26 protein-coding genes and 1 riboswitch are annotated in these 22,878 nt (G+C 65.7%); of the genes, 14 read left to right on the top strand and 12 right to left on the bottom strand.

Features of this window, described 5'->3' with window-relative positions; all coding sequences use genetic code 11:
- Window positions 1-56 precede the first annotated feature (56 nt).
- From THSYN_RS19330 to THSYN_RS19320, 3 genes are all read right to left on the bottom strand, one after another.
- Window positions 57-1,130, bottom strand: coding sequence for a DUF2333 family protein (locus THSYN_RS19330; protein ID WP_100920561.1), 1,074 nt, complete (start codon window positions 1,128-1,130; stop codon window positions 57-59).
- 542 nt (window positions 1,131-1,672) lie between these two features.
- Complete coding sequence (locus THSYN_RS19325; protein WP_236848617.1) at window positions 1,673-2,383, bottom strand: Crp/Fnr family transcriptional regulator; 711 nt, start codon at window positions 2,381-2,383, stop codon at window positions 1,673-1,675.
- A 330-nt stretch (window positions 2,384-2,713) separates the two neighbouring features.
- Window positions 2,714-3,442 (bottom strand): Crp/Fnr family transcriptional regulator, encoded by a 729-nt coding sequence (locus tag THSYN_RS19320; RefSeq protein ID WP_100920559.1) that lies wholly within the window; start codon window positions 3,440-3,442, stop codon window positions 2,714-2,716.
- A gap of 1,149 nt (window positions 3,443-4,591) precedes the next feature.
- Here THSYN_RS19320 and THSYN_RS19310 point away from each other — a divergent pair.
- Window positions 4,592-5,278, top strand: a complete 687-nt coding sequence (locus tag THSYN_RS19310; RefSeq protein WP_100920557.1) for a cytochrome b/b6 domain-containing protein — start codon at window positions 4,592-4,594, stop codon at window positions 5,276-5,278.
- Window positions 5,279-5,362: 84 nt separating this feature from the next.
- Here THSYN_RS19310 and THSYN_RS19305 read toward each other — a convergent pair whose 3' ends face one another.
- Entirely contained in the window at window positions 5,363-5,830 is a 468-nt protein-coding gene (locus tag THSYN_RS19305) for a c-type cytochrome (RefSeq protein WP_100920556.1), read from the bottom strand.
- An 85-nt stretch (window positions 5,831-5,915) separates the two neighbouring features.
- On the opposite strand from THSYN_RS19305, the gene THSYN_RS19300 reads away from it, so the two are divergent.
- Window positions 5,916-6,806: an alpha/beta hydrolase gene (locus tag THSYN_RS19300; RefSeq protein WP_100920555.1), complete on the top strand. Its 891-nt coding sequence runs from the start codon at window positions 5,916-5,918 to the stop codon at window positions 6,804-6,806.
- 92 nt (window positions 6,807-6,898) lie between these two features.
- On the opposite strand, the gene THSYN_RS19295 is transcribed toward THSYN_RS19300, so the two are convergent.
- On the bottom strand, window positions 6,899-7,552 hold the full coding sequence (locus THSYN_RS19295) for a peroxiredoxin (protein ID WP_100920554.1): 654 nt from the start codon (window positions 7,550-7,552) through the stop codon (window positions 6,899-6,901).
- Window positions 7,553-8,014: 462 nt separating this feature from the next.
- Between THSYN_RS19295 and THSYN_RS19290 the strand changes: the two genes are divergently transcribed.
- The 12 genes from THSYN_RS19290 to THSYN_RS34135 all read left to right on the top strand — a co-directional run bounded on the left by THSYN_RS19290 (window position 8,015) and on the right by THSYN_RS34135 (window position 16,798).
- On the top strand, window positions 8,015-8,392 hold the full coding sequence (locus THSYN_RS19290; protein WP_100920553.1) for a PadR family transcriptional regulator: 378 nt from the start codon (window positions 8,015-8,017) through the stop codon (window positions 8,390-8,392).
- 24 nt (window positions 8,393-8,416) lie between these two features.
- A complete protein-coding gene (locus THSYN_RS19285) occupies window positions 8,417-8,707 on the top strand; it encodes a DUF5320 family protein (RefSeq protein ID WP_100920552.1) in 291 nt (96 codons plus the stop codon).
- 71 nt (window positions 8,708-8,778) lie between these two features.
- Window positions 8,779-9,150 (top strand): NifB/NifX family molybdenum-iron cluster-binding protein, encoded by a 372-nt coding sequence (locus THSYN_RS19280; RefSeq protein ID WP_100920551.1) that lies wholly within the window; start codon window positions 8,779-8,781, stop codon window positions 9,148-9,150.
- Between the two features lie 5 nt (window positions 9,151-9,155).
- Window positions 9,156-10,034 (top strand): ATP-binding protein, encoded by an 879-nt coding sequence (locus THSYN_RS19275; protein WP_100920550.1) that lies wholly within the window; start codon window positions 9,156-9,158, stop codon window positions 10,032-10,034.
- Window positions 10,031-10,951: an ATP-binding protein gene (locus THSYN_RS19270; RefSeq protein ID WP_100920549.1), complete on the top strand. Its 921-nt coding sequence runs from the start codon at window positions 10,031-10,033 to the stop codon at window positions 10,949-10,951. Before THSYN_RS19275 ends, THSYN_RS19270 begins: the two co-directional genes overlap by 4 nt.
- A gap of 1 nt (window position 10,952) precedes the next feature.
- The gene (locus THSYN_RS19265) at window positions 10,953-11,342 is read left to right on the top strand and encodes a NifB/NifX family molybdenum-iron cluster-binding protein (RefSeq protein WP_100920548.1); all 390 of its coding nucleotides are present in this window, start codon (window positions 10,953-10,955) and stop codon (window positions 11,340-11,342) included.
- Window positions 11,343-11,569: 227 nt separating this feature from the next.
- The gene (locus THSYN_RS19260) at window positions 11,570-13,273 is read left to right on the top strand and encodes an FAD-dependent oxidoreductase (protein WP_100920547.1); all 1,704 of its coding nucleotides are present in this window, start codon (window positions 11,570-11,572) and stop codon (window positions 13,271-13,273) included.
- A 1-nt stretch (window position 13,274) separates the two neighbouring features.
- Entirely contained in the window at window positions 13,275-13,946 is a 672-nt protein-coding gene (locus tag THSYN_RS19255; protein ID WP_100920546.1) for a Crp/Fnr family transcriptional regulator, read from the top strand.
- A gap of 96 nt (window positions 13,947-14,042) precedes the next feature.
- The gene (locus THSYN_RS19250; protein WP_100920545.1) at window positions 14,043-14,234 is read left to right on the top strand and encodes a YgaP family membrane protein; all 192 of its coding nucleotides are present in this window, start codon (window positions 14,043-14,045) and stop codon (window positions 14,232-14,234) included.
- 533 nt (window positions 14,235-14,767) lie between these two features.
- A riboswitch (cobalamin riboswitch) is annotated at window positions 14,768-14,967 on the top strand.
- A gap of 143 nt (window positions 14,968-15,110) precedes the next feature.
- Complete coding sequence (locus THSYN_RS19245; RefSeq protein WP_100920544.1) at window positions 15,111-15,782, top strand: energy-coupling factor ABC transporter permease; 672 nt, start codon at window positions 15,111-15,113, stop codon at window positions 15,780-15,782.
- A complete protein-coding gene (locus THSYN_RS19240) occupies window positions 15,779-16,120 on the top strand; it encodes an energy-coupling factor ABC transporter substrate-binding protein (RefSeq protein WP_100920543.1) in 342 nt (113 codons plus the stop codon). The genes THSYN_RS19245 and THSYN_RS19240 overlap by 4 nt, the downstream gene beginning before the upstream one ends.
- A 312-nt stretch (window positions 16,121-16,432) precedes the next feature.
- Complete coding sequence (locus tag THSYN_RS34135; protein WP_157817790.1) at window positions 16,433-16,798, top strand: hypothetical protein; 366 nt, start codon at window positions 16,433-16,435, stop codon at window positions 16,796-16,798.
- A 278-nt stretch (window positions 16,799-17,076) separates the two neighbouring features.
- On the opposite strand, the gene THSYN_RS19225 is transcribed toward THSYN_RS34135, so the two are convergent.
- The 7 genes from THSYN_RS19225 to THSYN_RS19190 form a co-directional block, all read right to left on the bottom strand.
- Complete coding sequence (locus tag THSYN_RS19225) at window positions 17,077-17,427, bottom strand: type II toxin-antitoxin system RelE/ParE family toxin (protein ID WP_100920540.1); 351 nt, start codon at window positions 17,425-17,427, stop codon at window positions 17,077-17,079.
- Window positions 17,424-17,663 (bottom strand): ribbon-helix-helix domain-containing protein, encoded by a 240-nt coding sequence (locus THSYN_RS19220; protein ID WP_100920539.1) that lies wholly within the window; start codon window positions 17,661-17,663, stop codon window positions 17,424-17,426. The genes THSYN_RS19225 and THSYN_RS19220 overlap by 4 nt, the downstream gene beginning before the upstream one ends.
- Window positions 17,664-18,263: 600 nt before the next feature.
- On the bottom strand, window positions 18,264-18,803 hold the full coding sequence (locus THSYN_RS19210) for a hypothetical protein (protein ID WP_100920538.1): 540 nt from the start codon (window positions 18,801-18,803) through the stop codon (window positions 18,264-18,266).
- Between the two features lie 54 nt (window positions 18,804-18,857).
- Window positions 18,858-19,670 carry a metal ABC transporter permease gene (locus tag THSYN_RS19205; RefSeq protein WP_100922498.1) on the bottom strand — a complete coding sequence of 271 codons (813 nt, stop codon included), beginning with the start codon at window positions 19,668-19,670 and terminating at the stop codon, window positions 18,858-18,860.
- Window positions 19,667-20,314, bottom strand: a complete 648-nt coding sequence (locus tag THSYN_RS19200) for an ATP-binding cassette domain-containing protein (RefSeq protein WP_100920537.1) — start codon at window positions 20,312-20,314, stop codon at window positions 19,667-19,669. The genes THSYN_RS19205 and THSYN_RS19200 overlap by 4 nt, the downstream gene beginning before the upstream one ends.
- On the bottom strand, window positions 20,311-21,213 hold the full coding sequence (locus tag THSYN_RS19195) for a metal ABC transporter substrate-binding protein (RefSeq protein ID WP_100920536.1): 903 nt from the start codon (window positions 21,211-21,213) through the stop codon (window positions 20,311-20,313). Before THSYN_RS19195 ends, THSYN_RS19200 begins: the two co-directional genes overlap by 4 nt.
- A gap of 30 nt (window positions 21,214-21,243) precedes the next feature.
- The gene (locus THSYN_RS19190) at window positions 21,244-22,863 is read right to left on the bottom strand and encodes a TonB-dependent receptor (RefSeq protein ID WP_100920535.1); all 1,620 of its coding nucleotides are present in this window, start codon (window positions 22,861-22,863) and stop codon (window positions 21,244-21,246) included.
- Window positions 22,864-22,878: the final 15 nt, after the last annotated feature.

Genomic DNA, 22,878 nt, shown 5'->3' with positions numbered 1-22,878 from the left:
ACTTTGCTCGGGGCCACGAAAACCGAAAAACCGAAAACTCGAGACCGTGCCATATTCTAACCCTGAACCAGCAGGTTGCGCAGGTCGATGATCGCCGCGTTGGCGCGCGAGATATAAGACGCCATCACCAATGAGTGATTGGCCATCGGACCGAAGCCGGTCCCATTGAGAATCGCCGGGCTCCAGATCACGTTCTGGGTGTTCTCCAACTCGCGGATGATCTGCTTGAGCGAGACCACGGCGTTCTTGTCCTGGAGCACCGGCGCGAAGTCGATCTCCATCGCCTTGAGGCTCTGCAGCAGCGCCCAGGTATAGCCGCGCGCCTCGAAGAAATAGTCATCGATCTTGAGCCAGGGCGTTTTGGTCACCGCTTGGGAGGGGACCGGTGTGGACTGGCGGGCATTGGGGTCGCCGGCCAGCGCGGTATCCAGATGGGCCTGGCCCACGGCATAGGACAGCCGTTGTCCCAGACTGCCCAGGCGTTTGCCGACCACTTGCAGGTAGGCCGTCAGGTTGTCGGCGCGGGCGAAGAATTGACCATTGTCCTGTTGGGCATCGCCCAGACGCAGCAGATAGCGTCTCAGCCCGGCGACACCCCCGCGATACTCGGACTCGGTGGACGGGAAGATCCAGGAGTCCGCATCATAATTGAATTGCGGTTCGGCGATGAGCAGGTCGACGTCTTCCACCGATTGGGTCTGGGCGCGACTGAAGTCGTTGCGCAGCGCACTGCTGAGGTCGCGCAGCTCGGTCAAGGCGCCGAATTCCCAGTTGGGGATATTGTCCAGATAGACCCCGGGCGGGGTTATGTCATTGGTCAGATAGCCGCCGGGTTTGTTCAGCAGCGTCTCGGCGATGCCGATGGCGGTGGCCGCGGTTACGGCCCCGGGGACCAACTTCGCCGGGTCGTTGCCGACGAGGCCGAGGGCGTGTTGCCTGACATCGAAGGGTCCCGGCGAGCCCGACCACAGGATGCCCAGGACCGTGACGATCACCAGGTAGGTCATCAGGAACAGGCCGCTGGTCCACCACAGCCCCTTCTCCTTCCAGGTGCGGGGGTTATAGAGCCGGGCGACCTTGGTGACCGTATGGCTCAGCCGGGGGGTGTGTGATGTTAATCCGTCGAACATGTGAATCTCCATTGCGTTGGTTGAGCGGGGTTGGTTGAGCGCAAGGGTGCGGGCGCGAAGGACCGCGGGGTTGGCGGGGGCGGGTCGTCCAGGGGGCGGCAGCTCCCTGCCGTGGATCCAGTCCGGGCTATTGCCCTCTGAAGGGCGCAACGGCTGCTGGAAGGGGCCTTAGCTCGGAGTCTAGGCCGAATCCCGGGCTTGGTCGGTGCGTCGGCGTACATAGTGCGGCCCCGGCAGCGCTTGGGCGTCCTCGGGGCGTGACCGCAGGTCGCGTGATCCGTAGGCTGGGTAGAGCGCAGCGAAACCCAGCAATCAACGGCTTAGGCGTATGATAGCGATGGGCATTGCGCTCGTCTGCCCGTCCTGCGGGAAAACCTGCCCGGTCGTTGTCGTTGTCGTAATCGGAGACGCGATGCGACTTGGGGTGCAAAGAGAGTCCAGGGCGCTACGATAATCTCGACAACGACAACGACAACGACGCTGAAAGCACTCCCAAGTGGACTCGCCTGATGGACGTGTTTAACTCATTGATGAACCGTCCCTTAGGGGAGCAGTCGGCGGTAGTCGCCGAGCAGTACCTCGTAACAGGGACAGGACGCGGCCTCGAGCCCCGGACGGTCGAGGATGCTGATGTCCCCGCGGACATAGCGGATGAGCCCACGTTGTTGCAGTGCGCCGGCGGCGATGGTGATGCCGCTGCGGCGTACTCCGAGCATGTTGGCGAGAAACTCGTGGGTGAGATGGAAACGGTTGGCGTGGGCGCGGTCATGCGTCATCAGCAGCCAGCGCGCCAGCCGCAATTCGATCTCGTGGGACTGGGCGCAGGCCGCGGTATGAGGCCACTGGGTGATCAGTACATACAGGTAGCGGTGGAGCATGTGCAGCAGGGAGGGGCTGTCGTTCAGTTCACATCGGATTTGCGCGGCAGTGAGGCGCAACGCGGTGCCGGCGCCTTGCACCACGGCGCGCATGGGGGCGGCGGCCACGCCCAAGGCCAGGGTCACACCGAGCATCCCCTCGTTACCGATCAATCCCATCTCGATAGGTTGGCGGCTGTGCAGTGTCGCCCCCCCCAGTGAGATGAAGCCGATGAGCGGGAAATAGGCGTGTTCGTAGGGCTCGTCGACCTCGCACAGGATGACGCCGGCCGTCAACTCCACCGGCTCGCAACGCTCCAGTATTCGCCTGCGGGCCGCGTGCGGGAGGGCCTCGATGAGGTGGTTGACCACATGGGCCGGCGTTGTGACTGACACTGGATCGTCCTGCGGCACGGCGAAACCGGGGGTGGCACAAGTGCGGTGCCGACGGTTCCTGTGACGACGAGCATAACAGGCCGCGGTGCGGTGGTCTGTTCGGTGGGACACTTAGTAGCGAGTCGAGACCAGGTTACATACAGTACAATCGTTGTCGTTGTCGTTGTCGTTGTCGTTGTCGTAACCGGAGAGGCGATGCAATTTGGCGTGCGAGAGCATCCGGGGTGCTACGATAACTGCGATTACGACAACGACAACGACGCGACAAGAATTCCCGAATGGACTCGTTTAACCTGTCAGCGAACCGTTCCTGAGGCGACCCCGCGGCCCTCAGCAGGGTCGCCGCGGCGGCAAATAGGGCAGCAGGCGATCCGTCTCCTTCTTGACGACGGCGTAGCACTCGCAACTGAGTTGCTCCAACTGGGGTCGGTCCAAGACCCTGATATGCCCACGGCTGTAGGCGATGACGCCGAGCTGCTGCAACCGTCCGGCGGCGTCGGTGACCCCCTCGCGGCGCACCCCGAGCATATTGGCGATCAATTCCTGGGTCATGTCCAGGTGATTCCCCGACAGGCGGTCCAGCGACAGCAGGAGCCAGCGGCACAACTGCTGATCGATCGAGTGGTGGCGATTGCAGACGGCGGTCTGGGCCATCTGGGTGATCAGTGCCTGGGTGTAGTGCAGCATCAGGTGCAGCAGTTCACTGTGGCGGTTGACCTCGTCCTTGAAACGCTTGCCCAGCAGGCGGTAGGCGGTGCCGGCGCTCTGCACGATGGCGCGGCTGGTGGTGCTCTCACCCCCCATGAACATGGCCACGCCGACGAGCCCCTCGTTACCCACGACCGCGATCTCGGCCGAGGCCCCGTTGGCCATCACATAGAGCAGGGAGACGATCGCGTCGGTGGGAAAATAGACGTGGCGCAAGGTGTCGCCCGATTCATACAACACCTTGCCCAGCGGCAGTTGCGCCAGTTCCAGATAGGGGGCGATGCGCTCCCGCGCCTCGGCCGGCAGGGCCGCGAGCAGGTGGTTCTGTTGCGGGCAGGGGGTGTCGGTCATGGCAGCCACCGGTGGGGGCACGAGGCCCGATACCGCCTAGTTTAGCCGCCGCTCGGCCCCTTGTCGGTACGCTAACGCACAGAGCGGGCCGGGCGTCGCGGGTACCCTGGCGCTGCATCGCTGCCGTTAAGTTAAGCCTCAACTCCAGTCCGGCCCGGCCTGGGAGCGCCGCACCCCAGTGCGGCGCGATCTCGCAGGTAATCCCGCCGACGTGGGTTGAGCAGAGGCCGCGCCGCACTGGGGTGCGGCGCTCCCAGTCGCCGTTGCGGCTCAACTTAATGGCAGTGCGGCGCTATATCCCTGATACCACGCGCAAGTGATTGACTTATAGAATGCAGGCGCCCCGTCGTCGGGGTGGCTTGAGGCGGCGTCCGTGCCGCACATCGGCCCTGGAAAATATCCGAGAACTCGACTGCGACTTTTGTCAATGCCCCGCTCGCGGCGACACCGTAGACTCTCGGCAATCCAACGCCGCTCCCCCCCGCGGCCCCAGATCGGCGTCCGGCACGGCCGCGGCGGTCTGTCCCCACCGGAGATCATTTATGCACTGCCCCCCCGTGGCCCTACACCAGCCCCACCCCACCCCCCGCCATCGCAGACACCTTTGGCCTTGGTTGCCGGTGCTCGCCGCCGCCGTCGGGTTGAGCATTTTACTGCTCGCCGCACACGGCACGATGCCGTGAGCGGCGCACCCGGGAGGCCCCTACGACCGACCCATCGTTAGCAGTTCGCGGCTCAAGAACTTCCCCATCTCCTTTTTCGTCATGGTGACGGGGATGACGGGCCTGACCATCGGCTATCTGGGATTCGGCCTGCTGACCATGCTGACCGGGATCATCGCGTTCCTGACTCGTGCGGACCGCGCTCGCGGTTTGGCGCGGGGCATTTGCGCGCCGGGTGATCTGCCCGCGGCACCACGAGCCGGCAGGTCGCTTTGCGCCCTCGCCGGGTCCCTTCGTGACAAGTCATAGGCTTTGACGAATAACCAAGAAATCCACAGATGAACACAGATTTTCCTCAAATTGTCATGCGCTTATCGCTACTGTCGCAATCACCCGCAAAGTGAGCCCCCGACCAAGCGTAAGCCAATGAATAATCTGTGTCCATCTGTGTTCATCTGTGGATGAGCGCTCTTTCCGGGACAACACGATGCAGCAACACTCTATTCGGTTGTGGGACTTGCCGACCCGCCTGTTTCACTGGCTGCTGGCGGTCCTGGTCGGCGGCGCCTTTCTGACTGGACTGACGGGCGGGAACGCGATGGTTTGGCACGGTCGCCTGGGGCTCCTGATCCTCGGCCTGCTGACGTTCCGGCTGGTCTGGGGAGTGGTCGGCTCGACCTATGCGCGCTTCATTCAGTTCGTGCCCGGCCCCACGACGCTGCTGACCTATCTGCGCGGGGGTTGGCAGGGGCTTGGTCACAATCCGCTCGGCGCACTGTCGGTCCTGGTGCTGCTCGGCGTCTTGTTGCTCCAGACCTTGAGCGGTCTGTTTGCCAACGATGATATCGCGTTCAACGGTCCGCTTCAGGACCTGGTCACCAGGCGCACGAGCGACTGGTTGACCGGCCTGCACCGCCAGGCGATCTGGCTCATCGGGACCCTGATCACACTGCATGTCGCGGCAGTGCTGTTTCATACGTATGTCCACAAAGATGATCTGATCACACCCATGCTGAACGGGATGAAGCAGGTCACTGCGCCGGGCGCGCGCGGTGCCACGGGGGGCGGGTGGGTGGCACTGGTCACGGCGCTGGCGGCGGCGCTTCTGGCGATGTGGATTGCCGGTGGTGGACTCTTGCCGTCCCCGGTGCCAGTGCCGGTGCCCACCTGGTGATACAGTAACGAGTCAAACGCGATCGTTGTCGTATGGAAGCGCCGCCCGGATGGGCGGCGCGCCGGGCCACTCTAAGGATTAACGTCAATTCTTGGCGCGGAACTTATCGTGGCACGCCTTGCAACTCTTACCTACATCACCAAAGGCGGTTCCTACCGCGGCCGCGTCGCCGGTCGCAGCGACCTTGGCGAGATTGTCGGCCGCGGCGACGAAGTTGCCGGCCAGCTTGCCGACCTCCGGCATGTTCTGGAAAAACTCAGGCTTGACATTGGTATGCACGTCGCCGATATCCTTGTCAGTCCCCGGACCAAAGAGCGCGCCCATGCCGGAGTTCGCAATGGCGGCAATCGTGTTGGCGGCCGCGGTGACCTGTTTGGCATCGAAGGTCCCGTCCAGGTTGGCCTTGATCTTGCCCATATTCCAGCTCATGAAGCTGTAACCGGCCTGACGGATCTGGATCTGGTCCGCGGGTTTGATCTCAGCGGCGACCGCCGCGCCGGACAGGGCAAGGGCGAAGATTCCAAGGGCGCAACGAGCGTTAATGGATTTCATACACAATCTCCATACTCAGTGAAGTGGGGCGATTCGGCTTGACAGGATAGCCGATTCTGGTTTCTATAGCTAGCCGTTTTAATATATGCTAACAATCTTCAGTATTCTTATCGTCATGATCGTTGCCGCGATTCCAGCGGGCGTACACTTTGGGTTTCGTGCGCCCCGCATCCGGGAAACCGGATCACCGGCGGACTATGGCCTTGCCTTCGAGGAACTGCGCATCCCGACGGTACGCGGCCGTCACCTGTTCGGCTGGCTGCTGTCGGCACCGCAGGCCACCTGCACGATTGTGGTGTTGCACGGTTGGGGCAGCAACGCCGAGATGATGCTGCCGCTCGCCGCCCCGCTGCGACGCGCCGGCTTCAACCTGTTGCTCTGTGATGCCCGCAGTCATGGCCGCAGCGATGGGGACAGCTTTTCATCGCTGCCCCGCTTCGCCGAGGACCTCGGTATGGCCATCGCGTGGCTTAAACAGCAGCACCCGCACCTGGCCGCTCGCGTCGCGGTCCTTGGGCATTCGGTCGGTGCGGGTGCCGCCCTGTTGGAGGCCTCACGCAATGCGGATATTGCGGCGGTCATCAGTATCGCCGCGTTCGCGGACCCGGCCCGGGTGACCGCGGGCTATCTGCGCCCGCTGCACGTCCCGCGCCTGTTCATCCGCCTGGTCAGCCGCTATGTCGAGTGGATCATCGGATACCGCTTCGCGGCGATTGCACCGATGAACACGGTACGCTCAGTCACCTGCCCGCTGCTGCTGGTGCATGGCACGGCCGACCAGACGGTGACTGTCGCGGATGCGTACCTGATCCTGGCCAATTGTGGTGCCCCCGACGCCCGGCTGCTGGAAATCACCGACGCCGGGCATCACTCGGTAGAGCAGATCGAGCGACATGTGGGTGACCTGCTGGGGTTCCTCGGTGAACACTGCCCGGCCAGGGAGCGTCCATTCGCCGTCTCCACCAGTCTTTCCTGAGAACCGCCGGCTGACACTGACGCCGACGAGCGTTCAACGGGCAAGCCCCGACCAAACGGGCCGGGGCTTCAAGCGGGCCAGAGATCAAGGGGTTAGAGCGACTTCTTGCAGAAATACCAGTCCACGCACTCGTAGTCGCCGGCGGCGACCCGCGCATTGGCGTCCGCGACGCTGCCGGGCGGCGGGACTATCACCTTGTCGCCCGGCTGCCAATTCTCCGGGGTGGCCACCTTGTTGGTATCCGAGGTCTGCATGGCCCTGACCAGACGCAGGATTTCATCGATCGACCGGCCGTTGCTCATCGGATAATAGAGCATCGCCCGCAAGATCCCATTAGGGTCGATCACGAAGGTCGCGCGTACCGCGGAGGTATCGCTGGCGCCGGGCTGGATCATCCCGTAGGACTTGGCGACCTGCATGGAGAGATCGGCGATGATCGGGAAGCCGATCTCCACGTCGAACTTTTCTTTAATGTTGCGCACCCAGGCGATGTGACTGTAGTGACTGTCGATCGACAAACCCAGCAGGTCGCAGTTGATCGCCTGAAAGTCGGCGTGCCGACGGGCAAAGCCCATGAACTCTGTAGTGCAGACTGGGGTGAAATCCGCCGGATGGGAGAACAGCACCAACCACTTTCCCAGATAGTCTTCCAGGGTCTTGCGGCCATGGGTCGTGGGGGCGTCAAAGGCCGGAGCAGGTTCGTTGAGGCGCGGCATCACAGGGGCTAGGTTGGTCTCGGTGGTCATCTTCGGGTCTCCTGGTGCTGGCATGGGCTACCTTGATCCGTCCGTCCGCCCATTTCGTGCATTGCGACGGAGGTGGTGGCCCTTGAATGGGTCGGCCTGAAGGATATGAAATCGATGGGTGAGGGGCATTGACAAACATCACGGCTCGACTCTCTCACGGCGCGCGAAGCCAACCAAGCATCCCTGCTACCGAATGCAGAAAGATTCGCCCGATCCCTGGGTACCGACCCGCAATTCGCAACGACTCGGCGCCAGCGCACGACCTAGACTACCGCTCAGGATTCGACGCGTCGGGAGGGCGCGCGCCTGGCGAGCCCTTGCGGGGGTGCCCGCCTCCGCGACGGACTCCTCCCCCCAGCGGCTGTGGTGGAACCGCACAAAAAGCCGCGACGCTGGAGGCTGTTGACTTTATGTCTATAGATGCATATACTAGAGACACGCTAAAGATCACGAGTAAACGCCATGCCTGGTGGACCTGGACTGCGGCAGGGCCGCGGCGGCGGACACCGCAAGATGTTCTTCCTGCAATCCTGCCTGTTGGTGCTGTTGCACCGCGAGCCGGGGTACGGCTACAGCTTGATGAGCGGCCTGCAGGAGTTCGGCTTCGAGGCCGGGCAGATGGACATCAGCATCCTCTATCGGGTGCTGCGTGACCTGGAAGCGGCGCAATTGGTGAGCAGCGCCTGGGACGAGAACAGTCTTGGCCCCAAGCGGCGGGTGTACACCATTACGGCGCTGGGCGAGGCCCACCTGGCCGACTGGATGCAATCATTGCGGCAGCGGCGCAGGCAAATCGAAACGCTGGAGACGGCTTATGACACCGTCACCCACAGCGATTGATACAACCTCCGAGAGGTAAAGATCATGCCATATAAAGACGGTACCGGACCCACTGGACAAGGTACAAATGCCGGAAGCGGTTCCGGACGCGGTGCCGGACGCGGTGCCGGACGTTGCGCGGGGCAGGGCGGCGCCGGCCGCCCCGGCGGTCGCGGCTTCGGCGGTCGTCGGCGCGGACTGGGCGGCGGTGCGCCGGGGCTGGTCCCAGGCGCCGACGCCGGCCAGAATCAGTCCTGGATCGGTGACCAGATCACCAGCCTGCAGGCGGCCATCCAGGGGCTGACGGCACGCTTCAACGCACTCCACAAGGAGTAGAGACGCCGCGGGGCGGTCCTGACCGGACCGCCCCGCGCAGCTCGATTCATCACTTACGGACATCATCCATTATGAAGCTCGCCATTTCCTGTTCCGGTACGACCCTTGATTCACCCTTCGACGCCCGCTTCGGCCGTGCCGCTGCCTTTTGCGTGGTCGATACGGACACCGGCGCCTGGACGGCCCATGCCAACCCGGCCCTGTCCGCGACCGGCGGGGCCGGGGTACAGGCGGCGCAACTCGTCGCCAGGCTCGGCGCCCAGTCGGTCGTCAGCGGGGCCTATGGACCCAATGCCTTCGACACCCTGTCCGCCGCCGGGATCGCGATGTTGCTCGCGGCGGGCAATGAGGCCCGCAGTGCCGCCGACATCCTGGCCCTGTTCCAGGCCGGCGGCCTGACTCAGGCCGGTGCCCCCAGCCACAACGGTCATCACGGGGGCTAGTGCCAATGCGTATCGTCGTCGCCAGCGGCAAGGGCGGCACCGGCAAGACCACCGTGGCCACCAGCCTGGCGCTGGTGGCCGCGGAGCAGGACGCCGTGTGCTTTCGCGATTGCGATGTGGAAGCACCCAACGCCGCCCTATTTCTGCACCCGGTCCTGGACAGCCATCGTGAGGTCGGCATTCTGGTGCCGCAAGTGGACGCCCAGACCTGCACCTATTGCGGCACCTGCGCCGAGGTCTGCCAATTCCACGCCATCGCCGTTGTTGGCGGCAAGACGCTGGTCTTTCCCGAACTCTGTCACGGCTGCGGCAGTTGCACCCTGGTCTGCCCGGAACAGGCAATCAGCGAGCGGCTCGCCGTGTTGGGCGTGATCGACAGCGGCGCGACGGCGCAGGGCATCGCCTTTGCCCAAGGGGTGATGAACGTCGGACAACCGATGGCCGTGCCGATCCTGCGCGAACTGAAGAACTGGTGCCCCGCGCCCCCACCCACCGCTCGCGGCGCCCAGGCCCGGGACATCGAAATCCGCGATGCCCCACCCGGGGCCTCCTGCCCGGTGGTGGAGACCCTACGCGGGGCGGATTTTGTCCTGCTCGTCACTGAACCGACACCCTTTGGCCTGCACGACCTGAAGCAGGTGGCCGCCATTGCGCATGACCTGGGTCTGCCCGCGGGGGTCGTGATCAACCGCGACGGGATCGGTGACGAGGCCGTCGCCGCCTGGTGCGCCGCGCACGACCTGCCGATTCTGCTGCGGATCCCGATGCAGCGGCGTATTGCCGAGGCCATCGCCCGCGGCACCACACTGGTCGCTGCCGAACCGCAGTTCCGCCCCGGATTCCGGGACCTGTTGGAGGCTATTATCAATCGGGTGAACGCATGAAGCAGCTCGTCATCTTGAGTGGCAAGGGCGGTACCGGCAAGACCAGTGTCACGGCCGCCTTTGCCCACCTGGCATCCCTGGGGCCCTTCGCCGACCGGGTGGTGCTGGCCGATGCGGATGTGGACGCCGCCAATCTGGAGTTGGTCCTGAAGCCGCGGATTCTGGAACAGCAGGAATTTCGCGGCGGCCAGGTGGCCGAGATCGACCAGGATCGCTGTGCATTCTGCGGCGAGTGTGAGTCCGTCTGCCGGTTCGACGCGATTATCGAGCGCGATGGGTACTACGTGGTGGACCCCATTGCCTGTGACGGCTGCGCGGCCTGTGTCTATCAGTGCCCTACCGGGGGCATTGCCATGCACGACCAGGTGGTCGGCAACTTCTTCGTGTCGGATTGCCGCTATGGCCCCCTCTACCATGCCGACCTGTTTCCGGGACAGGAGAACTCCGGCAAGCTCGTTGCCCTGGTCAAACAGCATGCCCGCCAGCGTGCCTTGGACGAGCACCGGCTGCTGCTCCTGGTGGACGGACCGCCCGGTATCGGTTGTCCGGTCATCTCGGCGGTCTCCGGTGCCGACCTGGCGCTGATCGTGACCGAGCCGACGGTCGCCGGCATCCACGACCTGATCCGCACCCTCGAGACGGTTCGGCATTTCGGCGTGCGGGCGCTGGTTTGCATCAATAAGGCCGACCTCTATCCCGCGGGGGTGGACGCCATTGCGGCGCAGTGTCGCGTGAGCGATATCGCGACCGTCGGCACTATCCCGTTCGATCTTACGGTCGCCGACGCCATGGTGGCGGGCGAGGCGGTCACCGCCTTTCGCCCCGCCGCCCCGGCCGCAGTTGCCATTGCCGCCGTGTGGGAGCGGATCAGCGCGGCCCTCATGAACTTCGAAACACCCATCAATCAGGACGTCTGAAATGAAAATCGCTATTACCGCTGAAACCGATCAGGGTCTCGACAGCCAGGTCGCGCAGCACTTCGGTCATGCCCCCTTCTTTGTCTTGGTAGAGGTGGACAACGGGGCGGTGCGCGCGGCGCAGACCATTGCCAATCCCTTTGCCGAAAACCACCAGCCCGGGGAGATTCCCGACTTCATCAAGCAGCAACATGCCGAGGTGATGTTGAGCGGCGGCATGGGCGGGCGGGCCATCGAGTTCTTTGCCCAGGCGGGGATCAAGGCCGCCACCGGCGCGAGCGGCACGGTGCGCCAATCGCTGGAGAAATACCTGGGCGGGGCGCTGACGTCCGCCGCGCCCTGCGACGAGAGCGTGGCGCACGGCCACGGGCATGAGCACGCACACTCCTGAGCTTCACCGGCCTTGACCAAAGCCTTAAATAGCGAGCTAAGACCAGGCTAGACGCGATCGTTGTCGTTGTCGTTGTCGTAATCGTAATCGTAATCGAAGAAGCGACGCACTGCGGGGTGCGAGAGAATCCGGGGGCGCTACGATAACCTCGATTACGACAACGACAACGAAAACGGTGCTCCAGACAGTCCCTTTTGTGCATCCTTCCTAAACTGAGGGTTTCCAGTATGTCGTCGCAACCGATCAGAATCGTTGTCATCGGCGGCTCCGCGGCCGGCCCCAAGGCGGCGGCCAAGGCCCGCCGCCTGGATGAACACGCGGCCATCACCATCATCCAGAAGGAGGCCGATCTGTCCATGGCCTCCTGCGGCTACCCCTATTATGCCGGCGGGGTCTTCGATGACCGCAATCTGCTGATCTGCACCCCGGCCGGGATCGTGCGGGACTCCGGCTTCTTCGAGAAGGCCAAGCGCATCGAGGCGCTGGTACTGACCGAGGCCCTGTCGATCGACCGGGCGGCCAAGACCGTCACCTGCAAGCACCTGCCGAGCGGCGCTACCCGCACCCTGCCTTATGACAAGCTGGTCATCGCCACCGGCGCCACCACGCTCTATCCGAGCGTACCGGGCGCGGATCTCGAGGGTATTCTGAGCCTGCATTCGCTGGAGGATGCCGATGCGTTGCGTGCGGTGCGCGATGCCAAGCAGGTCCGCAACGCCGTCGTCGTGGGCGGCGGGCTGATCGGTTTCGAGGTCTGCGAGGCCCTGCATCTGGCCGGCATCCAGACGACGGTGATCGAAAAGACGGCCGCGATACTCCCCTTCCTCGACGCCGAGTTGTCCAAGCTGGTCGCCAATTATGTCCGCACCCACGGTGCCGACATCATCAAGGGCAATGGGGTCGCCGCCTTCCTCGGCGAGGATGGAAAACTCACCGGGGTCAAGCTCGACAACGGTACCGAACTGCCGTGCGAACTGGCGGTGGTGGCGGTCGGCGTCAGACCGAACGCAACGCTCGCCGCGGCGGCGGGTCTCACGATCGGCGCCCTGGGCGGGATCGCAGTCAATGAGTTCATGCAGACCTCCGATCCGGACATCTATGCCGGCGGCGATTGTGTGGAATGCACCTCGCTCATCTCGGGCGCGAAGGTGCGTGCGCCCTATGGCGATCTGGCCAACCTTCAGGGGCGGGTCATCGGCGAGAATCTGATCACGGAGGGCAGCGCGAAATTTCCCGGGGTTACCCACACCGGCATCTGCAAGATCTTCGATTACACGGTCGGCTTCACCGGACTGAGTGCGGAGCAGGCGCGTGCCGCGGGGATGACCGACATCGAGACAGTGACCGTGGCCGGGCTGGATATCCCAGGCTATATGAACGGCAAGCTGCTGGTCAGTAAGATGGTCGCTGACCGCAAGACCGGCCGGGTCCTGGGCTTTCAGTGTATCGGTCCCGGGGATGTCAGCAAGCGGGTCGCGACGATGGCGATGGCGATCCGGGGTCAGTTGACCATCGCTGATCTGGCCAACGCGGACCTGCCCTATGCGCCACCCTACTCGCTGGCGCTCGATCACGTCATCGTCTGCGCCCACGTCATGGAAAACAAGCTACTCGGGCGCATGAAGGGTATCTCCGTCACCGAGGTCAAAGCGCGCGTCGACGCCGGCGCCGACTGCTTCATCCTCGACACCCGCACCCCCCGCGAGTTCGAGGAGCAGCGGCTCGGCATCGGCGAGACCCTGATCCCGCAGGGCGCCCTGCGCGCCCGTCTCAATGAACTGCCGCCGGACAAGGATCGCGAGATCATCGTCTATTGTGCGATCTCGCTGCGCGGCTATGAATGCGCGGCCATCCTGCAAGGGTATGGCTGGCGCAATGTCAAGGTGATGGAAGGCGGTGTCGCGGCCTGGCCCTATCCGCGGGAACGCTGATATGCAGGAAACGACCTGGCCCGGCCTGTTCCCGAGCCTGGCGACGGGCGACCCGGCGACCCGGGCCCTGGCCGCGGCGGCCCACACCCTGGAGTTGCCGCCGGACCAGCCGGTCTTCCACGCCGGTTCGCCCTGCCCCAACTATGTCCTGGTGCTGGCGGGGAGTATTCGCGTGCAGCTCATCGGCGAAGGCGGGCGCGAGGCACTGCTCTACCGGGTGCTGCCCGGTCACGCCTGCGTCCTGACCACCTGCTGCATCCTCTCCGGGGACGACTATCCCGCCGAGGCCTTCACCGAGTCCCCGGTGAGGGTCTTGAGTTTCGGCAAGGCGGTTTTCGACCGTGCCTTGGAGGAGGCGCCGGCCTTCCGCCGCTTCGTGTTCGCCAACCTGGGGGGGCGCATTGCCCAGGTGATCGCGCGCATGGAGGAACTCGCCTTCCGGCCGATCGACCGGCGGCTGATCGATTTCCTGTTGCTGCGGCTTGGCGAGGCACCGGGGTCGCCGCTGGCGGCGACCCATCAGGAGATCGCGGTGGAATTGGGCACCGCCCGCGAGGTGGTGTCGCGCCACTTAAAGCGCCTGGAGACCGCGGGACTGGTCAGGCTCGGGCGCTCCACCATCGAGATCCTCGACCGCCGCGGTCTGGAGCGAATCGCCTTCGATCCCCTGTGACCAAGTCACTGAGGTCTCATCCCTGTCCTGCTACATTGACGGCTGACCCCAAGACGCTTGGGAAACCGAACGACAACCCAGTTGGAGCCCTGACTCATGAACTTTGCCAAGAACGCCGGAACCATCGATCGCGCGGTGCGTGCCATCGTCGGGATTGCCCTGATCGCCCTGACCCTCACCGGACACTTGGGTGTCTGGGGCTGGATCGGCATCGTCCCCCTGGCGACCGCCCTGATCGGCTGGTGCCCGGCCTATACCCTGTTCGGCCTCAACACCTGCAAGAGCTGATCGCCCCCGGTGGTGCAATCCACTAGGAAGTCAGACAAGTCCATTAGAGAATGGCTTTTGGCGTCGTTGTCGTTGTCGGTGTCGTAATCGAAGTTATCGTGGTGCCCCGGACTCTTTCGCGTGCCAATTAGGGTATCGCCTTTACGACAACGACAACGACAACGACACCGACAACGATTGCGTTGGTGTTTGATTTGTTGCTTACACTGTCGCAGCGGCCTTATCCGGAGACCGAAACCATGTGCTTCGACGCACTGACCATTACCGGCATCATCGCCGGCATCCTGAGCGGCGGCTTTCTGATCGCGCTGGTCGCGGGCAACGATACCGGCAGTTAGGCATTGCCACGTGGCGCTGCGGCGTAGCGCCGCACGACGCTCCAGGATCTGAACCTGCCGCCGACGCCCAGGCCCGACAGCGGACTCTCGACCGCCCGCGTTCCCCCGCTTGCGCGCAGGAGCCTATCGGGCTCAATTTAACGCCATCGGTAAGACCGGAAGCCGATTTGACCACCCGGCGAAAAGGTCCTACAGTGGCCGGCGAACGACACCGGTTCCCCCGCGGCCAGGCCCCGGGGGATGAAAAGGGAACATGGTTCAAAGCCATGGCTGCCCCCGCAACTGTACGCAGCGAGTCGCACCCGAGATCACCACTGGCCGCCTGCCGGGGCCGGGAAGGTGGGTGTCGATGCCGACCTGCAAGCCAGGAGACCTGCCGGTGTCGCGTGTCGATCAGTCAATCCGGGCGGGGTGTTCCGGTGGCGAGACGCAAGTGCTCCGCTTGCCTGGAACTGCCGGGGCCGGCCCTCGGCCGACCTGCCCGTCCCGTGGTCTCTCCCCAGAATGATCCGCCCCTCGTCGTGGGGAGATCGTTGTAATGCATATCATGGAGGGGTTCCTACCCCCGCTTCACGCCGCCGCCTGGGGCCTTGCGTCCCTGCCGTTTCTGGTCATGGGCGCGCGTAGCGTCGTCCGGGTGACCCGGGAACACCCGCGGGCCAAGCTGCTGCTCGCGAGCGCCGGGGCCTTCGCCTTCGTCCTGTCCGCGCTCAAGATCCCGTCGGTGACCGGGAGCTGTTCCCACCCCACCGGCACCGGGCTCGGGGCCATCCTCTTCGGCCCCGCGGTGATGGCGGTGCTGGGCGCCATCGTGCTGCTGTTCCAGGCCCTGCTGCTGGCCCATGGCGGCCTGACCACCCTGGGCGCCAACATCTTCTCCATGGCCATCGTCGGCCCCTGGGTCGCCTATGGGGTGTACCGGCTCGCCCGCACCCTGGGCGGACCGCTGAGTCTGGCGGTTTTCCTGGCCGCCGGCCTGGCCGATCTCGCGACCTATCTGGTCACGGCCACCCAACTCGCGCTGGCCTTCCCTGATCCGGTCAGCGGCTTCCTGGGCGCGCTTACCAAGTTCGGGGGCATCTTCGCCCTGACCCAGGTCCCGCTGGCCGTCATCGAAGGGCTGCTCACGGTGCTGGTGGTCAACCTGCTGATCCAGTACAGCCGTGACGACCTCGACGAACTGGCCTTTGCCCCGGGGGTGGTGCGATGAGACGCATCAACCTGTGGTTAGTGGCGGCGGTCCTGGTGCTCGCCGTCCTGCCCCTGATCCTGCCGCTGCCCCGGGGGCTCGCCGAGCCCTTCGCCGGGGCCGATGCCCAGGCGCAGGCGGCGATCACCGCGGCGAATCCGGACTACCAGCCCTGGTTCAGTCCCCTGTGGGAGCCGCCGAGCGGTGAGATCGAAAGTCTGTTATTCGCCCTGCAGGCGGCCCTGGGGGCGGGTCTGCTCGGCTATTACCTCGGCCTGCGGCGGGGTGAGTCGCAGCGACGCAAACCGGACTCAGACCGGGCCCGGCGCGACGCGCAGTCCGTCGCTGCGCGCGATTGACCGGCACGCCTGGACCAAGACCGACAAGCCCGCCGCAAGACCCTGACCCAGCGTGCCAATGCGCTCAAGGGTCACGTCACCGTCAAGCCGCTCAAGGTGCTGGACAGCCACGAAAAGCTCTGCGCCCTGGAGCGGGCCGTGGCGGAGCTGGTTCGCCGGCATGCCCCCCGAGGTCGGTCCGGTCGAGCGGGTGCATTGTCTGGTGTCGCTGTTCTCGGGCGAGTCCCCGGTCGTCGTCGAACACCCGCTGACCGGATTCGACAGGACCCAATCGCACTGAAGGGCTACCTGCACTTGCGCAGGTGGCCTTGATTGGAAATCCAACCAATCAGCCAACTGCAAGGTCTGTGGTCCGCACAGCGGACCCTAGGGTCCCGCGACCGTAGGGTCCGCTGTGCGGACCAGCGACTGCGCGAGCGCGACCGGCCGGGCTGTCCGAGTTGGATCGGGGCGCCCGGATCGACGCCCTTCGGCGTGTCGCTGGAGCAGGTCCTGCCCGAGTGGCTGGCGCGCGAGCCCGACAACCCTTACGTGGCGGCCTTGGCGCCTTTGGCGATCGAGGACGACGCGACGCTCCAGGCGCAAGCCCCCGCGCTGTGGCGCACGGTCGAGGGCGCGCCGCCGCCGCAAGCGCAACACGACCTGCCAGCGCAAGTCCTGGAATTTTGGTTTTTCTAGCGATTTCTAGGGCTTGGAGGATGGGGTTAGGTCTTGACTCAGGCACAAGTCAAGATTTGACCCCATCCTGCGTGAATTGTTTTTCCGGCTGATAAAAGGTAAAGGGGCCAGGCTCGAGTCGCTCTTGCTGGCTGATGGAGGAAACCTTGGACAGACCGCGGTTCTGGCGGAAACGGGGAACACCTTGGAAAACCCAGCGGTTTTCGCCGCGCGGGCGTTGCCGGAAAATTGTGGTCTGCCCACGGTGCCCCCGCGATTAACGTCGGTTATCTCAACAGCTATGCCCCGTCGGGGTCGCCTGCTCCAGGGTCGTCCTCGCCCAGCAGTGCTGAGATGTCTCGCCGACCATGCAAGACGCGCCAGATGTCGATCTGTCCGGCGTCATCGACATAGAAGATCAGGTACGGCGATTTCTTGATCGGCCAACTGCGCAGGCCAGGGATACCCAGCAGATCCGCGTAGCGGCGAGAGCCGATGGCTGGATGGGTGGCGAGGGTACGCAGCGCATCTTCGAGTTGGTCGGCAAGCTGTCTGGCCAGGCTTGGTCCGCCTTCGGCACGGCAGTACGCAAAGACCGCGTCGATGTCGGCTTGTGCGAGCGGTCGGAGAACCAGGGGCTTGCCGGTCATTCGGCGATCTCGCCGACGGCTCGCGCCCGCAAGCCGGCAAGCCAGGCGTCGTCAATCGGTTCCGCTGGTCCGGAGTCGCGCCCGGCCAGCAACTTCTCACGCAGCATTTCGATATCGCGCTCCCGCCGAATGAGCTCGCCGAGATACTCGCTCGTGCTGGAGTAGCGCTGCACGGCGACCTTTCGATTCACGAAGTCGCGCAAGTCTTCCGGCAGAGAGATGTTCATAGTGGCCATGGTTGGCGCTCCGCGGTTTGGGAATCCTTGGCGAGGCTAACATGTATCGACCCGCGCCGCCGCCCCGACAGCACAGGGTTTAACAGGCGGGTCTGAGACCTTGGCGAGCTTGGCGCCTTGGCGTGAGAACTGCTTTCTCCATCTGGCTCCGCGGCCCCTACGCGGGAGTCAGCCCTCGTTCCCACGCTCCGCGTGGGAATGCCTCTGCGGACGCTCTGCGTCCCGAATAGCGACCGGCCAATACGCAAGGCTACGAGACGCAGAGCGTCCCGGACTGCATTCCCACGCGGAGCGTGGGAACGAGGGAGCAATCCCCAGGGGCCTGCGGCGCCCCCGTCCGGCTGAAGCCTCGACCTCCAGTTCGCGCGCAATCGGCGCGGGGGATACTGGAGTCCAAGGCTTCAGCCTTGGATGGGTGACGCCAAGGCTGAAGCCTTGGACTCCAGGCGTGCCCCATGCGGTGCCTTCACACCAAGGCACCAGGAAGCAGAAGAGTTCTCTCACAAAGGCACAAAGACACAAAGAAGAAAGGGAATGATCACGCCAAGGCGCCAAGTTCGCCAAGGAAGACGGTCCGCCGCGGGCCGGGCGTCGGTGCCCTCACTGGCCGGTCGGCGGGGACCCGGCAGGGTGAATTGCCGCGTCGTCGGCGCTCGACTGGCCCGGCGCTGTCGGCGGTAATGCCTCGATCTGGCGGACAATGGCCGCAATCTTGCCGTGCAGGTCGGCTTCTTGGGCATGGGCTGCGGCCTGTACGGCATGCTTGGCCGCCATCTGGGCATGTTGCGCGTCGAGCGCGACCCTGTCGGTGTCGGCAGCGAGCGCCTTCTCATGGGCGGTGATCGCTTCACCGTGCGCGCGCATTTCGGTGGCCGCCGCGGCGATCTCACTGCGGTGCCGGCTGATCAGCCATAGCAGCTTGTAGGCCGCCGCTTCGGCGGCACTGTGCCCGGTCTCGGCGTCGGCATTCTCCGCACCCCAGCGGGCGTGTTCTTCCGCCCAGACCAAGTGCTCGGCTTCCATGTTGGCGAGGTCGGCGGCACCAACCGCGTGGTTCGGTGCCAGCCCGACCGCGGGGGCGGTCAGGGCGACGAGCAGCAGCGGCGCATTCAGAGAACGGTAGCATTGGATCAAGGTCATGGCAGTCTCCGTGGGTGGTTGGTCGGATGAGATCAGGGGCAGTGATGGAACCCATCAAGGGTCGGCGCCGTGGCCGGAGCCCGACTGGCGTAGCGCGCCGATCAGGCCGCCGCAGGCCAGGCACAGGGCCGCCAGCAGCGGACCGAACGGCTGATCGAGCCCCAGGGCGAGCACGAAGGCGGCAAGATACGCCAGGACGCCGAGCAAGCCGGCGAGCCAGAGCGTCCAGGCCCATCCGGTTGCGACCTGAAAGGCGGCCCAGGCGGGCACCAGGATCAGGGCAAAGGTGCCCAGCAAGCCCAGGGTCGCGGTCCCGACCGCCACGCCGAGGGCCGCCAGGAGATCGAACGCCAGGTGCCAACGCCAGGCCGGCAGCCGGTTAGCGGTCGCGTGGCGCGGGAAGAAGCGGGCGCGCAGCAACTGCGGCATCAGCCGGTGCAGGGCGGGCACCGCCAGCCCGACCAGCACCACGGCGGCGGCCAGTTCAGTCCGACCGGCAAAATAGAGCTGACCGTCCATCACCGCCTGTCCCAGTGCATCCCCCGCTGAGGTGTTGGCCGCCGCCAGCAGCAGCGCCGACCAGCCGATCAGGACCATGAAGCCGTAGGCGGTGTTCCCGCGCGCCCCGCCGATGGACTTCACGGCGCCGCCGCCCAAGGCCCCCAGGCTCGCACCGAGCACGGCCGGCGCACCGAGCGCGAGCCCCAGCAGGGCCCCGGCGGCGGCGAGATGCGCCAGTCCGAGGGCCGCCAGCCATTCATCGCGCAACATCAGGAGCGCGCCCAGGACCGGCAGCACCCCGGCAATCAGGAGTCCGGCCACAAAGGGCAGCCGGAACAACGGGTCGGCGAAGATCTCCCAATTCATGCGCAACACCCGCGTGGACTGCACACCTGTTCGGCGGGACGGCCTGGGGCGACCTCCAGAACCCGCGTGCAGGCATCCTCCAGAAAGGCCCGCTCGTGGCTGACCAGCAGGACCGCGCGCCGCTCGCCCCCCTCCGCCCGCGGTTCGGTCAAGACCTGCGCGAGCAGACGCTCGTGCGCCGGGTCCAGATTGTTGGTGGGTTCGTCCAGCAGCACCAGGTCCGCCGTCCCGGCGAGCGCCGCCCAGACGCTCAGCAGTTGGTACTGTCCGCCGCTCAGCCGGTCGAGCCGTCGGTTCAGGTGCTCGCCCAGTGATCCGGGTGGCCGCCGGTCGACCGTCACCCCGGCGCACCGCAACAGGTCGCGTCCGGTCAGCGGCATGATGGGCAGGCGCACCGGGCGTTGCTCCTGGTAGTCGAGGGTCAGACCCGGTGCGCGCTCGATCCGCCCGGAGAAGACCCGGGCGGCTCCCGCGACGGCATTGAGCAGGGTGGACTTGCCGCTGCCGTTGGCGCCCCACAGACCCACGACCTCACCCGCCTGGAGGCGGCACGAGACCGGCCCCACCACCGGGGCCGCGTAGCCCGCCACCAGGTCCTCCAGGCGCAGCAGGACCCGGGGCGGGGCCGCCGGATCGCGGCTCACCGGGCACTCGCGAGCGCCGCGACCCAGCGCCCGAGATGGTCCAGGTAGCCCTTGCCGTCCGCCTCCAGCGGCGGTTCCAGCGGCAGTTGGACGACCGGCCAGCCCAGGTCCCGCGCCAGTGCCTGGGGTGCCTGGGGCGACTGGTAGGGGGCGTAGAGGATGACGCCCCGCCGGCCCGTCAGCGCCGCCTTCAGCGCGCTCAACTGCCGACCGGTCGGCGGCACCCCCGGCACCGGCTCGATGGTGCCGAGCAGGGGCACGCCGAAGCGCTCCAGGAGATAGATGGCGTCGCGGTGATAGAGCAGGGCCCCGGGCGCCCCGGCCAACTGCGCCTGCCAGGTGGCCGTCCGGGCGTCCACCTGGTCCGCGAAGGCCTGCGCCCGGGCCCGATAGTCGGCCGCACCGGCCGGGTCGAGTTGGGCCAGACGCCCGGCCAGGGCCTGGCCGACCGCCGCCATCCGCACCGGGTCCAGGTCGAGATGCGGATTGCCCACCGGGTGTACGTCGCCCTGGGCGCGATCCGCGGACCCGCCCCGATCCAACAGGTCCACCTGGGCGGCGGCCTCGAAATAACCCGGCTGGCCGGGCTGGATGCGGGGGTTGGCGGCACCGGCGATGGCGACCGGCAGCCAACCCATCTCCAACTCCGCCCCGATGGCGACGACCAGGTCCGCGTCACGCAGTCGGCGCATCATGCTGGGTTTGGCCTGGAGCCGATGCAGGTCCTGCTGCGGCCCGGCCAGGACGGTTACCCGGGCGCCGGGACCGGCGATCTCGCGCGCCAGTGCGCCCAGGCTCGGGGCGGTGGCGACGATCTCCAGGGCCGCCGCGGGGGGCGCGGCGGCGACCGCGGCCAGGGTCAGCAGCCCGCCCAGGGCTGCGCAAAAACGTCTGATCATGTGTTGTTGCCTCATGTGCTGCCGGGTCGCCTAGAAGGTGTGAGCCCCGTGGCTCCCCATGCTGACCAGGAACTGAAGATAGAAGGCGTCGAAGCGCTCGCGCTCGCCCGGCTCCACCAGGATATTGTTCTTCGCATACTGGGCGCGCAGGCGCGAGAACTCCGAGAGATTCCAGGTGATATCCAGGGTCCAGCGGTCCGATGAGCCGAAGTCCTGGTCGGTCGCGCCGCCACTGACCTGGTTGGTCATCCCGAAGATGTCGTAGCGCAGACCCGCGGTCCACTTGGGCGCAAAGCCGTAGACCGCCTGCGCATAGAGCCCGTCGCTGGTGAAGGTACGGGACGCCCCCAGCGCCTCCGGGTGGGGACTGGAGCGGATCGACAGGTCCTTGGCGGAGCGCAGGTATTCGGTCTGGAACTTGAAGTCCCGATGACCCTCGGCGCCGGTGCCGTCGTATTTGTAGACGAGGTCGAGGCCCCAGATGTCGGCGTATCCCGCGAGGCCGTTGTAATGGACGATCGCCTCATGGTCATGGGCGTCGCCTGCGTGCTCCTGCCCGTCCGCCGCGGGGGCCGCGTGGGTGTGGCCCTGGACCTCCTGATGTTGATTGTTGCGTGCATAGGAGGCACCCAATTGCAGGGCGTGCCGCTCCGGCAGGTCCGGGGCGACCTTGGCGAAGGCGGTCCACAGGCGCGGTCCCTCGTTCTCCTCGCCCAGATAGCCCGCGTTCTCCGCCAACAGCGCCCGCTGGTCCGCATCCGCCACGGCGCCGAAACGCTCCTGGTCGCCCTGGGCCAGTTCAGCCCCGAGCAGGGTGTAGAACGGCAGTGGCGCCAACCAGGTCAACTGCACGCCGGTGTCCTGGAGCCCATGGGCGCCGAGCAGGTTGAGATAGGGCAGGTTCTGGTCGACGAAGTCCCACTGGTGGGGATGTTGTTTATTGATATAGCCGAAGTCGCTCAGGAACTTGCCGGCCTTCATCCGCAACCCGTACGGCAGGGCGCGGGTTTGCAGCCAGCCCTCCTCCAACTCGACCGTCCCCTCCCCGTCGATGGCGAGAAAGAGTGCCGCGTCGAAATAGGGATCCACCGTGGCGGTGAAGGACAACTCGGCCTCGCGGAAGTTGAAACCGTTCTCCGCCGCCCCGTGGCTGTGGGCCTCGTGTGCGCCGACGGCCTCCTCCGTGTGGGTGTGGGGGGCCAATTGAGACGGCTGGTAAGCCGCGCCCACCAGGGCCGAGCCCGCCCCGCCGATCCCGTCATGATAGTAGTTGCCGTCCAGGATCACGGCGAGCTGGGGGTTGAAGGCGCTGCCCGAGGACAGGGCGCCCAGGACCCCGCCGCCCAAGACCCGGCCGCTGGTCGAGGCCGGGGACGCTGCGACGGGTTCTGCGCTCGGTGCGGTCATGGGCCGGGAGGCGGCGGGCGCGGTGCCGGAGACAGCCCCGTCCGCGGTTCGGCTGGCCGCGCGTTCGGCGCGCGCGAGGCGTGACTCCAGGTCGGAGATGCGCCGCTCGTACTGGTTCTTCATCTGGTTCAGCGTGGCGCGCAGTTCGGCGATTTCCGGCGTGCTCGCCGCCACCGCGTCCGGGGCGAGCAAGGGGGTCAGCAGGGCCGCGCACAAGGCACCCTGCGGCAATGAATGACGCATAGCGAGGTCTTCCGA

This window comes from Candidatus Thiodictyon syntrophicum (assembly GCF_002813775.1).
Taxonomy (GTDB): Bacteria; Pseudomonadota; Gammaproteobacteria; order Chromatiales; family Chromatiaceae; genus Thiodictyon; species Thiodictyon syntrophicum.
The sequence above is the reverse complement of the archived record's forward strand: the minus strand, read 5'-3'. Positions and strand labels throughout refer to the sequence as shown.

Excerpts from the sequence above, each read along its gene's own strand:
- THSYN_RS19250 (WP_100920545.1), top strand. The coding sequence starts at position 14,043 with ATGAACTTTGCCAAGAACGCCGGAACCATCGATCGCGCGGTGCGTGCC.
- THSYN_RS19220 (WP_100920539.1), bottom strand. The coding sequence starts at position 17,663 with ATGGCCACTATGAACATCTCTCTGCCGGAAGACTTGCGCGACTTCGTG.
- THSYN_RS19265 (WP_100920548.1), top strand. The coding sequence starts at position 10,953 with ATGAAAATCGCTATTACCGCTGAAACCGATCAGGGTCTCGACAGCCAG.
- THSYN_RS19285 (WP_100920552.1), top strand. The coding sequence starts at position 8,417 with ATGCCATATAAAGACGGTACCGGACCCACTGGACAAGGTACAAATGCC.
- THSYN_RS19195 (WP_100920536.1), bottom strand. The coding sequence starts at position 21,213 with ATGATCAGACGTTTTTGCGCAGCCCTGGGCGGGCTGCTGACCCTGGCC.
- THSYN_RS19275 (WP_100920550.1), top strand. The coding sequence starts at position 9,156 with ATGCGTATCGTCGTCGCCAGCGGCAAGGGCGGCACCGGCAAGACCACC.
- THSYN_RS19225 (WP_100920540.1), bottom strand. The coding sequence starts at position 17,427 with ATGACCGGCAAGCCCCTGGTTCTCCGACCGCTCGCACAAGCCGACATC.
- THSYN_RS19330 (WP_100920561.1), bottom strand. The coding sequence starts at position 1,130 with ATGTTCGACGGATTAACATCACACACCCCCCGGCTGAGCCATACGGTC.
- THSYN_RS19260 (WP_100920547.1), top strand. The coding sequence starts at position 11,570 with ATGTCGTCGCAACCGATCAGAATCGTTGTCATCGGCGGCTCCGCGGCC.
- THSYN_RS19290 (WP_100920553.1), top strand. The coding sequence starts at position 8,015 with ATGCCTGGTGGACCTGGACTGCGGCAGGGCCGCGGCGGCGGACACCGC.
- THSYN_RS19245 (WP_100920544.1), top strand. The coding sequence starts at position 15,111 with ATGCATATCATGGAGGGGTTCCTACCCCCGCTTCACGCCGCCGCCTGG.
- THSYN_RS19205 (WP_100922498.1), bottom strand. The coding sequence starts at position 19,670 with ATGAATTGGGAGATCTTCGCCGACCCGTTGTTCCGGCTGCCCTTTGTG.
- THSYN_RS19305 (WP_100920556.1), bottom strand. The coding sequence starts at position 5,830 with ATGAAATCCATTAACGCTCGTTGCGCCCTTGGAATCTTCGCCCTTGCC.
- THSYN_RS19310 (WP_100920557.1), top strand. The coding sequence starts at position 4,592 with ATGCAGCAACACTCTATTCGGTTGTGGGACTTGCCGACCCGCCTGTTT.
- THSYN_RS19280 (WP_100920551.1), top strand. The coding sequence starts at position 8,779 with ATGAAGCTCGCCATTTCCTGTTCCGGTACGACCCTTGATTCACCCTTC.
- THSYN_RS19320 (WP_100920559.1), bottom strand. The coding sequence starts at position 3,442 with ATGACCGACACCCCCTGCCCGCAACAGAACCACCTGCTCGCGGCCCTG.
- THSYN_RS19255 (WP_100920546.1), top strand. The coding sequence starts at position 13,275 with ATGCAGGAAACGACCTGGCCCGGCCTGTTCCCGAGCCTGGCGACGGGC.
- THSYN_RS19270 (WP_100920549.1), top strand. The coding sequence starts at position 10,031 with ATGAAGCAGCTCGTCATCTTGAGTGGCAAGGGCGGTACCGGCAAGACC.
- THSYN_RS19300 (WP_100920555.1), top strand. The coding sequence starts at position 5,916 with ATGCTAACAATCTTCAGTATTCTTATCGTCATGATCGTTGCCGCGATT.
- THSYN_RS19295 (WP_100920554.1), bottom strand. The coding sequence starts at position 7,552 with ATGACCACCGAGACCAACCTAGCCCCTGTGATGCCGCGCCTCAACGAA.
- THSYN_RS19210 (WP_100920538.1), bottom strand. The coding sequence starts at position 18,803 with ATGACCTTGATCCAATGCTACCGTTCTCTGAATGCGCCGCTGCTGCTC.
- THSYN_RS19190 (WP_100920535.1), bottom strand. The coding sequence starts at position 22,863 with ATGCGTCATTCATTGCCGCAGGGTGCCTTGTGCGCGGCCCTGCTGACC.
- THSYN_RS19240 (WP_100920543.1), top strand. The coding sequence starts at position 15,779 with ATGAGACGCATCAACCTGTGGTTAGTGGCGGCGGTCCTGGTGCTCGCC.